The organism is Pontibacter sp. 13R65 (assembly GCF_047525655.1).
Classification (GTDB): Bacteria; Bacteroidota; Bacteroidia; order Cytophagales; family Hymenobacteraceae; genus Pontibacter.
On sequence record NZ_JBLIQL010000004.1, the window covers coordinates 199538 to 213899 of the forward strand.

The following is a 14362-nucleotide window of genomic DNA, read 5'->3' on the forward strand; positions in this document are numbered from 1 at the left end:
CTTGATTTGAAAAAGGAGGAGACGAATACGGATACTTTCGCTTATTTAGCAAAGGTAAGAATAAGGCTATTCTTTTAGAAGAAGAGTTTTAGGTAGGTCATCAATTCGCTGTTATCAATTTAGGCACCTTGGCGCGGAACTCAGCCCCGCGCCAGGTTTAGGTTTATTTAGAAATCAATCCCCTTCAGCAGCTTCTCCAGAATATCCTGTGCGGCGACAGAGATAATGGTGCCGGGGCCGAACACACCTGCTACACCGGCATCGTAGAGAAACTGGTAATCCTGAGCCGGAATAACGCCGCCTACAATCACCATAATGTCTTCGCGGCCTAGTTTGCGGAGTTCCTCGATCAGCTGGGGCACCAGCGTTTTATGTCCTGCTGCCAACGACGATACCCCCACCACGTGCACATCGTTTTCGGCGGCTTGCATGGCTACTTCGGCTGGTGTCTGGAACAGTGGACCTATGTCTACGTCAAAGCCGAGGTCGGCAAAGGAGGTGGCAATTATTTTGGAGCCCCGGTCGTGCCCGTCCTGCCCCATTTTGGCCACCATCATGCGAGGACGGCGACCTTCCTGCGCATCAAACTGATCGGCTAGCGCCTTGGCTCTGGCAAAGTTCTCGTCATCAGAGAGCTCTGCCGCATAAACTCCTGAAATAGATCGTATCACGGCTTTATGTCTTCCATATATTTTTTCAAGCGCATCAGATATCTCGCCCAGCGTGGCGCGCTGGCGGGCTGCTTCTACAGCCAGCGCCAGCAAATTGCCGGAGCCAGCCTGAGCTGCAGCTGTTAAATCGGCCAAAGCCTTTTGCACCGCTTCCAGGTTGCGGCTTTCTTTCACCTGTGCCAGCCGCCTCAACTGCGATTCTCGCACGGCGGTGTTATCAATGTCGAGTATCTCGATTTCCTGGGTAGTTTCGGGGCGGTACTTATTTACACCCACAATCACATCCTTACCAGAGTCTATACGGGCTTGTTTGCGGGCTGCGGCTTCTTCTATCCGCATTTTGGGCAAGCCGGTTTCTATGGCTTTAGCCATGCCACCAAGTTCTTCTACTTCCTCTATTAGCTCCCAGGCTTTGTGTGCCAGCTCATGCGTCAGTGTTTCTACATAATAAGAGCCGCCCCAGGGATCTACTACTTTGGTGATGTTCGTTTCTTCCTGCAGGTACAGCTGCGTGTTGCGGGCTATGCGGGCCGAAAAATCAGTAGGCAGGGCAATGGCTTCGTCTAGCGCGTTGGTGTGAAGACTTTGAGTGCCGCCTAAGGCAGCAGCCAGTGCCTCCACACAGGTGCGGGTAATATTGTTAAAAGGGTCCTGCTCCGTCAGGCTCCAGCCGGAGGTCTGGCAGTGAGTCCGCAATGCCAACGATTTCGGGTTCTTGGGGTTAAAGGGCTGTATCAGTTTAGCCCAGAGCATACGGGCAGCACGCAGTTTGGCAATTTCCATAAAGTGGTTCATGCCAATGGCCCAGAAGAAGGAGAGGCGCGGCGCAAAATCGTCGATGCTCATGCCGGCTTTGAGACCGGTGCGCACATATTCCAGGCCATCGGCCAGTGTGTAAGCCAACTCTATGTCGGCAGTGGCACCGGCTTCCTGCATGTGGTAGCCCGAAATAGAGATGGAATTGAAGCGCGGCATGTGCTGAGAAGTAAACTCAAAAATATCTGCAATAATTTTCATGCTCGGTTCCGGTGGGTAAATGTAGGTGTTGCGCACCATAAACTCCTTCAGGATATCGTTCTGAATGGTACCGCTCAGCTGCTCCGGCTTTACACCCTGCTCTTCGGCTGCCACTATGTAAAAGGCCATTATAGGCAGCACGGCCCCATTCATGGTCATAGAAACCGACATCTGGTCCAGCGGAATTTTATCGAACAGAATTTTCATGTCCTCCACCGAATCGATGGCCACACCGGCCTTACCTACATCGCCTACTACACGGGGATGGTCGGAGTCGTAGCCGCGGTGCGTAGCCAGGTCAAAGGCAACAGATAACCCCTTCTGCCCGCCCGCCAGGTTGCGACGGTAAAAAGCATTAGACTCTTCTGCGGTAGAGAAACCGGCGTACTGCCGGATAGTCCAGGGCTTTTGCACATACATGGTGCTGTAGGGGCCACGCAGGTAAGGTGGCAGGCCAGCGGCAAAGTCGAGGTGCTCCAGGTGCTGCACATTTTCGGGTGTGTAAAAGCTTTTCAGCTCCATTTGCTCCGCAGTTTGCCAGGTAGCGGCCGGGAGCGGGGCTTTAGGGCCATGCGTGGCAGCAGCTATTTTGTGTATATCTATGTTAGAGAAGTCTGGTTTCATCCTTTATTTTTGAGTGAGTGGAGGAGTGATTTTACTAATTGTGAGCTTTGATTGAGTGGATGAGTGAATGTTGTCTGAATCTTTATTTCGGGCCTCTATCTAAGAGCTGACAAAATTTTAGGATAGATAGAATATCTGGGCCTGCCTCTAAATCTTGTTTAATCAAAGTCATTCACCCGATCACTCATTCTCTAATTCAAAATTCAGGAAATAAGCCGCTTGTGCAGCAAGTCGAGCAGGGTGGCTGTGTCGCAGTCTTCGAACAGAAACTCGTCGAAGCCGTTTGCTACCAGTTCGTCTTTCATCTGCTCCGGGTCATCGGCCATAATAATAGTAGGTTTGGCCTTGTGGGCTTTTAGTTTTGGCCCGAACTCTCGGGCATAGGCTGCCTCCGCACACGATACCACCACTACCTCTACCTCGGCCTGTAACAACTGCTCCGAGGCTGCCTCAACGGTTTGGTAAGGCTGTTGCACCGTCTCAAAGCCGGCACATCTCAGGAACTCCTGTGCAAAAGTGGCATGCGAACGGCGCTGCACCGATTCGCCGATAATGGCTACAATAGCTTTAGGACGCCGCTTGCGCTTGCGCAGGTGCAGTTCAGTGGCCATCCGCATAACTTCGGTGGGGTAAGCTGCCCGGGTAGTATCGAAGTCGGCGCTCTGGATCAGCTGTTCCGGATCAAAATCTATCTTCTCTTTGGGGTTAGTGTACTTGTTGGTGCCCACCAACACCTGCCTGCCGGTTGCCAGTGCACTAAATTTTTTGCGGCTCACTTCGGTAATCGACTTAAAGATAAAGCCCCGGTCGTAGGCATCTTTAAAGCCGCCTAATGCCTCCACCTCTTTAAAAAAATCCCAGGCCTTGGCCGCCAATTCCTGTGTAAGGGCCTCCAGGTAATAAGATCCGGCAGCAGGATCTATGGCCTGGTGCAGGTAAGCTTCTTCTTTCAGAATAATAGACACATTACGCGCAATGCGTTCCGAAAACTCTTCTGGTTGTTTATAAGTAGAGTCGAAGGGCAATACCGTAAGCGAGTCGCAACCAGCCATTACAGCGGCCATGGCTTCTGTGGTGCTCCGGAGCACGTTGGTGTAAGGGTCGAGGGTGGTTTGGTACCAGCTAGAGCTGGAGGCATGGATTCTGAGCTGACCTGCCAGGCTTGGTTCTGCCTGATAAGCTTCTACCACAGCTGCCCACAATAGCCGCACCACCCGCAGCTTCACAATCTCAAAAAAGTAATTGGTGCCCGAGGCCATGTGAAACTGCATGTTGCGCAGCACCGACTCTATGGTTTCGCCGGCGGTAGTAAGCTGGTCTATGTACTCTACTGCTGCACTCAGGGTATAGGCAATTTCCTGCACTGTGGAGGCACCAATCCTGCTAAAGCTGGTGCCATTAACGGTAATGCTGTATAATTCGCCGCTGTCTTTGGTCAGGTTAAGGGCTTTGGTAAGTGCTTTGAGTTCTTGTTTTCCGAGGCTTCCTTCTTTTGTAAGCGGGTCATAATCGAGGAAGCCCTGCAGGTTGCGGTGTGAGATTTGCAGCTGGCTCAGGTGCGCATACAGGCGCTCCAGAAACAGCTGAGGCGAATCCTGTAAAGTGTATGAAACAGTGAACTTGCAGAGGTCGATTGTCCGGACCAAGTAGGGCACATCGAACTGCTGATGCTCCTGAATTATAAAATGAATGCCATCGGCCCCTTTGCTCAGTGCAGCGGCTGCTTTATCGATGGCTGCCTGGCCATTGCCTGTTACCTGTATTTGCTGAATTGTAAGCCAATTGTTTTGTTCGGTTTTGCGCCCGCGCACAAACGGAAAGCTACCGGGCCGCTGTGTTTGCAAGGGCAGTTGCTGCACATCTTCGCTGCTAAAGTATGGCTTCAGTCTGATCTCCTCCACTGTGTTCCAGGTAAGGCTTTCCAGTGGGGTGTCGCGGAGGTCCTTCTGTGCTTTCTCGGCCCAGGCAGCTACTGGCGCTGGTCTGAACTCGGTAAAAAGCTTTTTAGGGCGCAGGCTTTCGTCCATCATCTCGGTTAGGTCTGTTTTATTGTAAAGATAAAGCTTTATCCTTTACGATAGAAAATGCTGGGTGTGCGCATAAACAGCAGAATTTATCTGTTTGCCGGGTTTCAGAATTTAAAGATTTGAGGATCTGGAAATTTGAAGATTTGGAAATGAAGGGTGCCTTAGCCTTATTATCTTGCTTAGCCTCCGGAAGGCCGATTTTATTAGAATAATTTGTTTAATGTGCTGATGCGGTAGTTTTTAATTGATGATTTAAAAACGGGAAGATATAAAAATGTATATGCAGGTTAGTCTGTAACAATGGCTATAATTTATAGCATGTAAAGCTCTATACCTTATGGCCTGGAAAAAGCCTCCGGAAGGCCAGTTTCATTAGAAGAATTCAGATCTGGAAACGTGATTTGCTGTACATCCTGTTCTCAGGCTACCCGATCTTTTCCTTCTCTCATAGATATCCCGTAATTTGCCTTTTCTAAATTTGCTTAAAATGAAAAACAGCTACACCTTCCTGAAATATACCGTACCCTTTGCTTTTGCCTTGTTTGCAGCTCCGGTAGTTGCACAGAACGCTAAGCTGGCTACAAAGGCCACTGCTTTAACCACTAAGCTGGAGCCGAAGATGCTGGAGTGGCGGCGCGATTTTCATCAGCACCCAGAGCTGGCCAACCGCGAAACCCGGACTGCCGCTAAAGTTGCTCAACATTTGCAGGCACTGGGGCTGGAGGTGCAAACCGGCGTGGCACACACGGGTGTGGTAGGCATTTTAAAAGGAGGAAAGCCAGGGCCGGTGGTAGCACTGCGAGCCGACATGGATGCCCTGCCGGTAACAGAGCGGGTAGATCTGCCTTTTGCTTCTAAAGAGCGCACTACTTTTAACGGACAGGAGGTTGGCGTAATGCATGCCTGCGGCCACGATGCGCATGTGGCCATACTTATGGCTACAGCTGAGGTGCTAACCAGCATGAAAGCCGATTTGCCTGGCACCGTAAAATTTATTTTTCAGCCTTCAGAAGAAGGAGCGCCCTTAGGTGAGGAGGGAGGCGCTTCGCTGATGGTGAAGGAGGGGGTGCTGAACAAAGGTCCGAAACCGGAAGTTATTTTTGGGCTGCACATGAACTCGCAGGCAGAGGTGGGGCAACTGCTGTACAGGCCAGGTGGCGTTATGGCCAGCGCCGATAATTTCCAGATAAAAGTGAAGGGCAAGCAGGTGCATGGTGCCAATCCCTGGGACGGCGTGGACCCCATAACTGTGGCAGCACAGATCGTAACAGGGCTGCAAACCATCGTGAGCCGGCAGGTGCCGCTAACCGAAGATGCCGCCGTCATCAGCATCGGCCGGATACAAGGCGGCGTGCGCAGCAATATTATTCCGGAAGAGGTGCAGCTGGAAGGCACCATCCGCGCCTTCAGCCCCGACATGCAGCAACAGCTCCACGATAAAATAACCTTGACGGCCACCAAAATAGCTGAAAGCGCCGGTGCCACGGCAGAGGTCAGTATTCAGAAAATGGCACCCGTTACCTACAACGATCCTGCCCTGATGGAGCGGATGCTACCGGTGCTGCAAACTGTAGCTGGCCGCGACAAAGCAGTATTTATGAAAGCCGTAACCATTGCCGAAGATTTTGCCTTTTACCAGCAACAGATTCCGGGGCTTTTTATTTTTCTGGGCGGCATGCCCAAAGGTCAGAACCCTAAAACCGCTCCAGCTCACCACACCCCCGACTTTTTTATAGACGAGAGCAGCTTAACAACTGGCGTAAAAGCCCTCACCAATCTTACGTTAGCTTATATGGAGGGGAAGGGAAAGAAGTAGTTCCAGAATCAGAGCAGCACGAGTTTACCTTTCCGTACTTTATTCTCTCCACTTAGAATTTGGTAAGTATAAAGTCCTGCTGCCAGCTCTATTTGCCTTTCGATAATATTTTGGCCAGGTTCTAACTGAAGCCGGCAAGCAAGCTGGCCATTTGAGGCAAAAAAGAAAACCTCGGAGGCACCTTCGAGGGTGGGTATTTCTATTACCAGGTAGTGTGAGGCCGGATTTGGATATAAGGCAAAGGTATTATACTCTGTCTCTTCCGGTTCTGGCTCCGGCTTTGGCTCAACAGGCTCAGGGGGCAGCTGCTCTCCAACGTACAAGTAGGCATACTCCCAGCGGGTAGTGTGTAGGCCAGGTTGGTTGCTGTCTGTGCTGCTGTTGACTCCGATGGCATAAGGTTGGTTGCGCCGAAGGTGTTCGGATGGCACAAAATCGATGATGTAGATAAAGCCGTCTGTTGTGTCGCGGGTGGAGACCTGAAGGGTAGATAGGTTGCGTAAGTGCGGTTCCAGCAGCTCAGATACGTGGGTTGCTTTCTGGGCAACACCATTAGAAGGCGTTTTTATGTGAAACTGTAGCCTGAGCTTCTGGCCAGGTGGTGCCAGCAGCAGGTTATCAGAAGAGGAGATAAAACCCTCTTTGTTGAGAAGCGTGAGCTGGGGCAGGGGCAGTGCATCGAACACAAGAATTTGAAATTCATTAATGCTGGTGCCTATTACCTTACCGTTTCGGTGTTCGGTCACCTGTAAGGCAAAATTGTATTGTCCTTTTAGCGCCGGATTGTCCCAAGTGATCTCACCGAACCGGTTTACGCGGAAATCATCTGGCTGCACAAATTCGGCAACAGGTGCAATTATGCCAGTTGGGGAAGCCGTATATGGTGTAATAAGTTCATAGCTAAGGCTATCTCCTTCCTGATCGAAAGCCAGAAAATTGAACTTAAAAGGCTGCCCGACATAAGCTTGCGCACTGGAGGGTACCAGGTAGTGCAGGCTATAACGGTTTGTTGCAGTAGCGGATACATCTAAAGTGCTCTGGATTACTAACGGTACATCACTAGTTGGCTTTATATTGATTATCCCGGGATTTCGATTTATACCTGCCCAGAAAACAGTGTATGTTCTCTCCTGACTAAAAGTATGCTCCCCTTCAAAAACAACTTTGATAACCTGGTTACCTTCTACTGTTATTGACTTTCTGGGTGCATTTATTACACTTCCGTCGCTTACATGGATATGAGCTAGATTATCCATACTTACACCCAACTCATCTGCATAAACTATTAAAGAAAAGTGATATTTGAATGAATTCTGTTCATCAACATGGTAAGTCATGTACCCACCGCGCAGGTGGGTTGCCTGTGCCTGAAACAGGAAAAAGCAGCTGAAGTTAAGCAAGAGTAGAAGCCGGAGAGTCAGAGGTTTTTTCATAGCTGTATTCAATTTTGATGAGGTTGATGTATTGATCTTCAACTTTTCTAATGAAAATGACCTTTCTGAGGTATTTAAAAGACATTAGACCTCAGCTCTTTTTGCTACCTAGCTACCTTTGGATACATGTATAATTTTTAATCTGGCGTAGCTACATTCGGCGCAGTTCTGTAATTTATTCTAATGAATTTAATCTTCCGGACGTGGTTTCTGCAATTTACTCCAGCAACAACTTGCCTGTTCTGCTCCGGTAACCATGGCTGCTGATCTGGTAGGTGTAGAGGCCGGTATTGATGCCGGAAGGTCTTACCACCCTGTTCTTGCCAGGCTGCAGCACCTGTTCCTTCACCAGCCGGCCATCGAGGGCATAAAGCCTGAAAATTGCAGAAGAGGCAGCGGGAGCCTCTACGATAAAATGGGTACCAGCTGGGTTGGGGTAGAGCAGGTGCGCTAACTCAGGGAGCAGGTCGGGCAGCGAATTAGACAACTGGTCGCCTACAAGCAAATAAACAAATTCTCGTTTATACAAATTCCGGCCGTTATCCTGCGTTTTTACTTGACCACGTATGCCGAGCGCAAAAGGCACGCTTCGTTTAAGCGATGTGGTTGGCGTAAAAAGGATTTCTTTTACTATGCCACCGGCAGAATCGCGGTGGGCAATCTGTATGGTGTTCTGGGTATTGAGGTGCGGTTCCTGTAGTTCGCTTACTGGTTGTAACACTTCCAATGTTTTGTCTGAAGGGTTTTTGACAAAGAAGCTCAACTTGAGTGGTATATCGGGTTTAGCCAGTATGTAGCCACCACTGGATATGTTGAGCTGGTTTTGGTTTGTGAGCGAAAACTCCGGTGCAGCTTCCGCATCCCGCACCAATACCTGCAGGTCGTTTATGCTGGTATGTACTAGGCGCTTGTCGCGATAGGCCTTTACTTCCACTGCAAAGATAAATTCTCCTTTTGTAGTCGGTTCAGGCCAGTTAATTTCGCCAAATTGGTTTACAGACAAGCCCTCCGGAATGGTGTAACCTGGCACAGGCTGCGGCGTGTTGTTGGCACTCATTCTGTAAGGGCTGGTAAGGGAGTAAACAAGGCTGTCGCCATCTGCATCGTACGCCTGGAGGTTAAATTTTAGGGGAGTGCCTGCATAGGCATCTGTGGTAGAGGGGTTTAAATAGTTTATGCCGTGCCTGTCGGGGTTAAGGGAGCTAACGGTAAAGGTAGTCTGCAGCAAAAAGGAGTGCTGTTCTGAAGGTTGTGCTACATTTAATATATTATTATTACGATTGATACCTACCCAGGAGACGGTGTAGGTGCCATCGGCAGGATAGGTGGAGTTCCAGACGTAAGTCAGTCTGCTAATGTTATCACCGAGGTCTATTTCTGATGTTTTTGTAACTATTACGTTGTCTAGACCAGTAAAAATTGTAACAGAGGGTTCGGCACCCACACCAGTTATGTCTCTGAAAACTACCATCTCAAAATTGTAACTGCGCGGGTTCTGTGCATCTGTGGTATAGGTAATATAGCCTCCTCGCAGGTGCGATGCCTGGGTTGGCGTTAGCCAAAGGCAGGAGAAACAAAGGAGCAGGAGCGATAGAAGTTGTTTCATAGTGGAGTGTATTTTGTATTACTTCGTATAAAATTAATAATATTTCAATAAAAATCAAGGTTTAGACTTTAAATTTAAACTAGGCTTTAACTTGGTTGCGCTGCTGGTCCTATCTCTGTACTTTTGCATTTTGTTTTTGACCATCAACTCTTTTAAATGAAAAAGCTATTCCGGGCCAGTTCCAGCACGTGGCTACTCTTGTTAGTGCTGGTCAGTTGCCAGCCGCGGGTGTGGCAGGCAGCCACTGGCACAGAACACACAGATGTACCAGTAAATGGTACTCTGGAAGAAAACAGTTTTGCGGAAGCTACCATTGCACCCTATCGCGAGCGGGTAACCACACAGATGTCGGAGGTAATTGGGCGTTCCGAGGCAGAGCTAACAAAAGGAGAGTACCAGTCGCCGCTGGGTAATTTTGTAGTGGATCTGTTGCTGGAGGTGGCGCAGGAACTGTATGATCAACCCATTGATATGGCAGTGGCTACCAACGGTGGTTTTCGTTCGCCGATACCGGAAGGAGATGTAACCATAGGCAATGCTTTTGAACTTATGCCCTTCGAGAACGAGCTGCTCGTGCTTACGCTGGATGGTTCTACCACGCAGGAGCTGTTCGATTTTGCCGCCCGTACCAAAATTGCCCCCATGGCCAACGCTACCTACACTGTAGTAGGCGGCAAGGCAACAGACATATACATTGCCGGAAAACCTTTTGACGCCGCTAAAAACTATACGGTACTCACCTCCGATTACCTGGCAAACGGCGGCGACAACATGAGTATGTTCAGCAAAGCCCTGGCTACAGATAAAGTGGACATACTAATGCGCGATGCTATAATCCGGCACATCAGGAAGCTAACAGCAAGCGGAAAAACTATAACTGTTGATACTGCGCCACGTGTTACCATTCATCCCTAAACCACTACCATGAAAAGAAGAGACTTTTTAAAAACAACGGCAGCAGGGGCGGCAGGTATAAGTTTGCTTGGCATTCCATTTTCGGCAGAGGCTGCTAACCAGGCCATAAAATTAACCATTTTACATACCAACGACCAGCACTCGCGCATCGATCCTTTTCCGGACGATGGCCGTGCTTACGGCGGTATGGGTGGTATGGCTCGTAGAGCTACGCTCATCTCAGATATAAGGGCGCAGGAGTCTAACGTGCTCCTCTTCGACTCAGGCGATATTTGGCAGGGCACACCCTACTTTAACTTTTTTGAAGGAGAACTGGAGTTTAAGCTCATGACGCAGATGCGTTACGATGCCGCCACACTGGGCAACCACGACTTCGACAACGGCCTGGAGGGGCTGCAACGCCAACTGCCCCATGCTGGTTTCCCTTTTCTGAGTGCAAACTACGATTTTTCCAAAACCGTACTTGATGGCCAGGTTAAGCCTTACAAGGTATTTGAGAAACAGGGGCTGCGTATTGGGGTGTTTGGTTTAGGCATACAGTTAGAAGGTTTGGTAGGGAAAAAAAATTATGCCGAAACCCTCTACCTTGACCCGGTGCAGAAAGCGGAGGAAATGGTGCAGGTGCTGCGGGAACAGGAAAAATGCCATTTTGTGGTTTGCCTCTCGCACCTGGGCTACAGCTATACCTCCGAAAAAATAGACGACCGGAAACTGGCGCAGCGCGTAAGCGGTATAGACCTTATTCTGGGTGGGCACACCCACACGTTTATGGAGGAGCCTGAACTGATTCAACACGGCAGCGGGCACGAAACTATGATCAACCAGGTGGGGTGGTCGGGGCTGTTTTTGGGCCGGATCGACTTTACTTTTCAGAAAAAAACAAAGGAGAAAGTGGGCGTACGCACAGCTGTTCTGGGTGTGGATAACCCTGTATTAACTTCGTAAATAAATAATTTTTTGTTTAGAAATATTTGAGCAAATTTGTAACCCCCCTGCCGATAAAGGAGAGGTTTGTTTCACCAAACGAATCTTGTGAGTTTTGGAAAATTGGATGATTAAAGACTGTACAACTGTATGGAGCAACTGCCTACAGGTGATAAAGGAAAACATTGGCGAACAAAGTTTTAAAACTTGGTTTGAGCCAATAAAGCCGATATCGCTTCGCGACAGCGTGCTAACTATACAAGTGCCCAGCCAGTTCTTTTATGAATGGCTGGAGGAGCACTATGTCAGCCTGCTGAAGAAGGTCATCTACCACGAACTGGGGAGCGAAGGCAGATTGGAATATTCTATTATTGTGGATAGGGGCAACGACTCCAACAAACCACAAACTGTCAACATTCCGACCAAAAAAATTCCACAGGCAGTTGTTAATTCTTACAGGCCTGAGCAGAACTTTATCAAAAGCCCGTTCGAGTCGAAAACCATTGACCGGAACTTCCTGAACTCGCAGCTGAACGGTTCTTATACTTTCGAGAATTATATTGAGGGAGACTGTAATCGCCTGGCTCGATCTGCTGGTTATGCTGTAGCCAACAAGCCCGGTACCACCTCGTTTAACCCACTGATGGTGTACGGTGGCGTGGGTCTAGGTAAAACGCACCTAGTGCAGGCTATTGGTAACCAGATCAAGAACAGCAACCCCGAAAAGTTTGTACTGTATGTTTCGTCGGAGAAGTTCGTGAACCAGTTCATCGAATCGCTCAAGACAAACAATGTGCAGGACTTCGCCAACTTCTACCTGCTCGTCGACATCCTGATTATTGACGATGTGCAATTTTTGAGTGGCAAGGAGAAAACACAGGAGATGTTTTTCCACATCTTTAACCACCTGCACCAGTCCGGTAAGCAAATTGTAATGACTTCCGACTGTCCGCCACGCGACCTGAAGGGGCTGGAGGAGCGTTTGCTGTCCCGGTTTAAATGGGGGCTTACGGCCGACTTGCAAAGCCCGGACTTTGAAACGCGTATGGCCATCATTCAGAAAAAGATGCAGAGCGATGGCATCGATATTCCGGATAATGTGGTGGAGTACCTCGCCTACAGCGTAGATACCAACGTGAGAGAGCTGGAAGGTGTACTAATTTCACTTATCGCGCAGTCTTCGCTGAACCGCAAAGAAATTGACCTGGAGCTTGCCAAGCAGGCTCTGAAGCATATTATTGAAGACGTTGAGACAGAAGTAAACCTCGACTTTATTCAGAAAACCGTGGCCGAGTACTTTCAGGTAAGCCTCGATTCGCTAAAAGCCAAAACCCGTAAAAAGGAAATCGTGACGGCGCGTCAGGTAGCCATGTACTTTGCCAAAGAATTTACCAGCCACTCCCTCAAGTCCATCGGCTACCACTTTGGCGGCCGCGACCACAGTACCGTTATCCACTCGGTACAAACGGTGTCCGACATGATCGATACCGACAAGAAATTCAAAGCCAGCATCCAGGAACTTCAAAAGAAATTCAAATCCAAAGCAGGGTAGGGCTAGGCTGCGCCAAATTAAAAATTCAAAATTAGAAATTGCTTCAAGCCTAAGGGCTTTAGAGGTTTTTTGGCTCTGGAAGGTCTATTTGATTAGAATAATTTAGCATAAGGCTACAGTGCGAACACCACTGCCAGGTGCACAAGTTGACGATTTTTTGTTTGAGCGTTCAGCGAGTTCAAAATCGTCTTGATTTTTTTGGTTCTTTTTGTATCAAGACAAAAAGAACAAGAAAGCCAGCTATGAAATAGCTCCACCCCGAGGTCACAGCAGTAAAAGCAGCTATGCGAACTTAGACTAATAAGCTATCAGCGACTGCTATCAAATATGGCCGACGCTAGAAAGTCAAACCGTTGGCCTCGCTAGTACGAGCTACAAGCTCGCACTAGCGAGGGCCTTTAGACAAAATCGTCTTGATCTTTTTGGTTCTTTTTGTATCAAGACAAAAAGAACAAAGACTCCAGCAATACAACAGCTTCACTGCGAGGTCACAGCTGTAACAGAAACTATGCAAACTTAGACTAAACCTGCACCTGCCACTGGCCACAAGATCCTTCCAGGATGACAAAAAGGGGCAATACGACACCTGCTATATAAATGATTTAAACGAATCAGACTCTCTAGCTACAGATAAAAAGAAACAGCCCCCGCTTTTCAAGTAAAGCAGAGGCTGTTGTATAGAATGCGAGAAAGGTTACCTAATAGTTCCTACTTTTTGGTATCTAACGTACTCATTTCAAACTGATACTTCGCAGCCAGTTCACTAATTTTATCTTTCAAACGCTTTACATCACGCTTTTTGCGAACCTGCCGCAGATTCAGCAGTAGTTCAGCGCCGTTACGTTCCTGAATAAGCATAGAACGACGGGCAAGCTGTACGGCCTTAATCTCTGGAATGGTCGCCATCTCTTTTTTTCGGAAAACACCCTCTTTGTGCACAATATATTCCGGCGTAACCTCAATATAAGATTGCACACCGAAGACAGAGGTGTTCTGGAGTACCACATAGACCAGAAACGAAAGCGCCACAAATAAAAAGATATAGTACAGCAGCGTTTGCTCGCTAAAAGGGTCTCGCTGCGCCAGAATGTACACAGCCCAACCCACCCAGGAAAGCGCGAGCGTAAACTGAACCATAAAAGAAAGCAAGGCATTTCTGGTTGGGCTTAGCTGCACGATTAAAGATGATCTGGCATTACTACTGGTAGGCGACATAGCTGTAAAATGAGGTAGAACAATAGCGGCAACCGCTAAATTGGCTGCAATATAGCGATTTTACGCTTTTAAAGAAGCCTTCAATGTCATCTCCGGTACAGCAGCAAGGACTTTGGAGATCGGGCAGCCCGCTTTAGCTTCCTGCGCAAGCTGCTGGAAATCTTCTTCTGAAATGCCTGGAATGCTGGCTTCGGTGGTGAGTTCAATTTTCATAATGTGCGGCCCACCGTCTTTTTCTCCCAAATACACTTTCGCATCGGTTTGAACATACTCGGGGCTAAGGCCTTTGTTGCCAGCCAGAGCGCTCAGAAACATAGAGAAACAGCCGGCGTGGGCTGCACCTATCAGTTCTTCGGGCGTAGTGCCGTTGGTACTGTCGCCGAAGCGGGTATTAAACGTATAGTTGGCTTCAACGGTGCCGTTGCCTGTTTTTACCTGGCCCGAACCATCTTTCAGACCTTTGTTCCATTTGGCTGATGCTCTGTGTGCTTTCATAATTTTAGATTGATTTTTATAAAGTGTATAACATTGTTATAAGAGTTAAGGTTATGAAAATAATAGC

The 14362-nt window shown here is 48.5% G+C and carries 10 protein-coding genes; 4 read left to right on the top strand and 6 right to left on the bottom strand.

The annotated features are described in order from the left end of the window. Window positions 1-167 precede the first annotated feature (167 nt). Both scpA and ACMA1I_RS06915 read right to left on the bottom strand, forming a co-directional pair. Window positions 168-2312, bottom strand: a complete 2145-nt coding sequence (gene scpA / locus ACMA1I_RS06910) for a methylmalonyl-CoA mutase (protein WP_337067564.1) — start codon at window positions 2310-2312, stop codon at window positions 168-170. Between the two features lie 203 nt (window positions 2313-2515). Beyond that, the gene (locus ACMA1I_RS06915; RefSeq protein WP_337067565.1) at window positions 2516-4342 is read right to left on the bottom strand and encodes a methylmalonyl-CoA mutase family protein; all 1827 of its coding nucleotides are present in this window, start codon (window positions 4340-4342) and stop codon (window positions 2516-2518) included. Window positions 4343-4826: 484 nt separating this feature from the next. On the opposite strand from ACMA1I_RS06915, the gene ACMA1I_RS06920 reads away from it, so the two are divergent. Then, entirely contained in the window at window positions 4827-6155 is a 1329-nt protein-coding gene (locus tag ACMA1I_RS06920; protein WP_337067566.1) for an amidohydrolase, read from the top strand. 8 nt (window positions 6156-6163) lie between these two features. On the opposite strand, the gene ACMA1I_RS06925 is transcribed toward ACMA1I_RS06920, so the two are convergent. Both ACMA1I_RS06925 and ACMA1I_RS06930 read right to left on the bottom strand, forming a co-directional pair. Then, window positions 6164-7588 carry a T9SS type A sorting domain-containing protein gene (locus tag ACMA1I_RS06925; protein WP_337067567.1) on the bottom strand — a complete coding sequence of 475 codons (1425 nt, stop codon included), beginning with the start codon at window positions 7586-7588 and terminating at the stop codon, window positions 6164-6166. Window positions 7589-7805: 217 nt separating this feature from the next. Continuing rightward, the gene (locus ACMA1I_RS06930; RefSeq protein WP_337067568.1) at window positions 7806-9194 is read right to left on the bottom strand and encodes a T9SS type A sorting domain-containing protein; all 1389 of its coding nucleotides are present in this window, start codon (window positions 9192-9194) and stop codon (window positions 7806-7808) included. Window positions 9195-9350: 156 nt separating this feature from the next. Here ACMA1I_RS06930 and ACMA1I_RS06935 point away from each other — a divergent pair, with 156 nt between their 5' ends. The 3 genes from ACMA1I_RS06935 to dnaA all read left to right on the top strand — a co-directional run bounded on the left by ACMA1I_RS06935 (window position 9351) and on the right by dnaA (window position 12585). Then, window positions 9351-10109, top strand: a complete 759-nt coding sequence (locus tag ACMA1I_RS06935; protein WP_337067569.1) for a 5'-nucleotidase — start codon at window positions 9351-9353, stop codon at window positions 10107-10109. A gap of 9 nt (window positions 10110-10118) precedes the next feature. Further along, entirely contained in the window at window positions 10119-11054 is a 936-nt protein-coding gene (locus ACMA1I_RS06940; protein WP_337067570.1) for a metallophosphoesterase, read from the top strand. Window positions 11055-11160: 106 nt separating this feature from the next. Beyond that, window positions 11161-12585, top strand: a complete 1425-nt coding sequence (dnaA, locus tag ACMA1I_RS06945) for a chromosomal replication initiator protein DnaA (RefSeq protein WP_337067571.1) — start codon at window positions 11161-11163, stop codon at window positions 12583-12585. 708 nt (window positions 12586-13293) lie between these two features. Here the strand turns inward: dnaA and ACMA1I_RS06950 are convergent. Together ACMA1I_RS06950 and ACMA1I_RS06955 are read right to left on the bottom strand one after the other, a co-directional pair. Further along, on the bottom strand, window positions 13294-13800 hold the full coding sequence (locus ACMA1I_RS06950; protein ID WP_337067572.1) for a hypothetical protein: 507 nt from the start codon (window positions 13798-13800) through the stop codon (window positions 13294-13296). Window positions 13801-13860: 60 nt separating this feature from the next. Next, window positions 13861-14295, bottom strand: coding sequence for an OsmC family peroxiredoxin (locus ACMA1I_RS06955; protein ID WP_337067573.1), 435 nt, complete (start codon window positions 14293-14295; stop codon window positions 13861-13863). Between the last annotated feature and the right edge of the window lie 67 nt (window positions 14296-14362).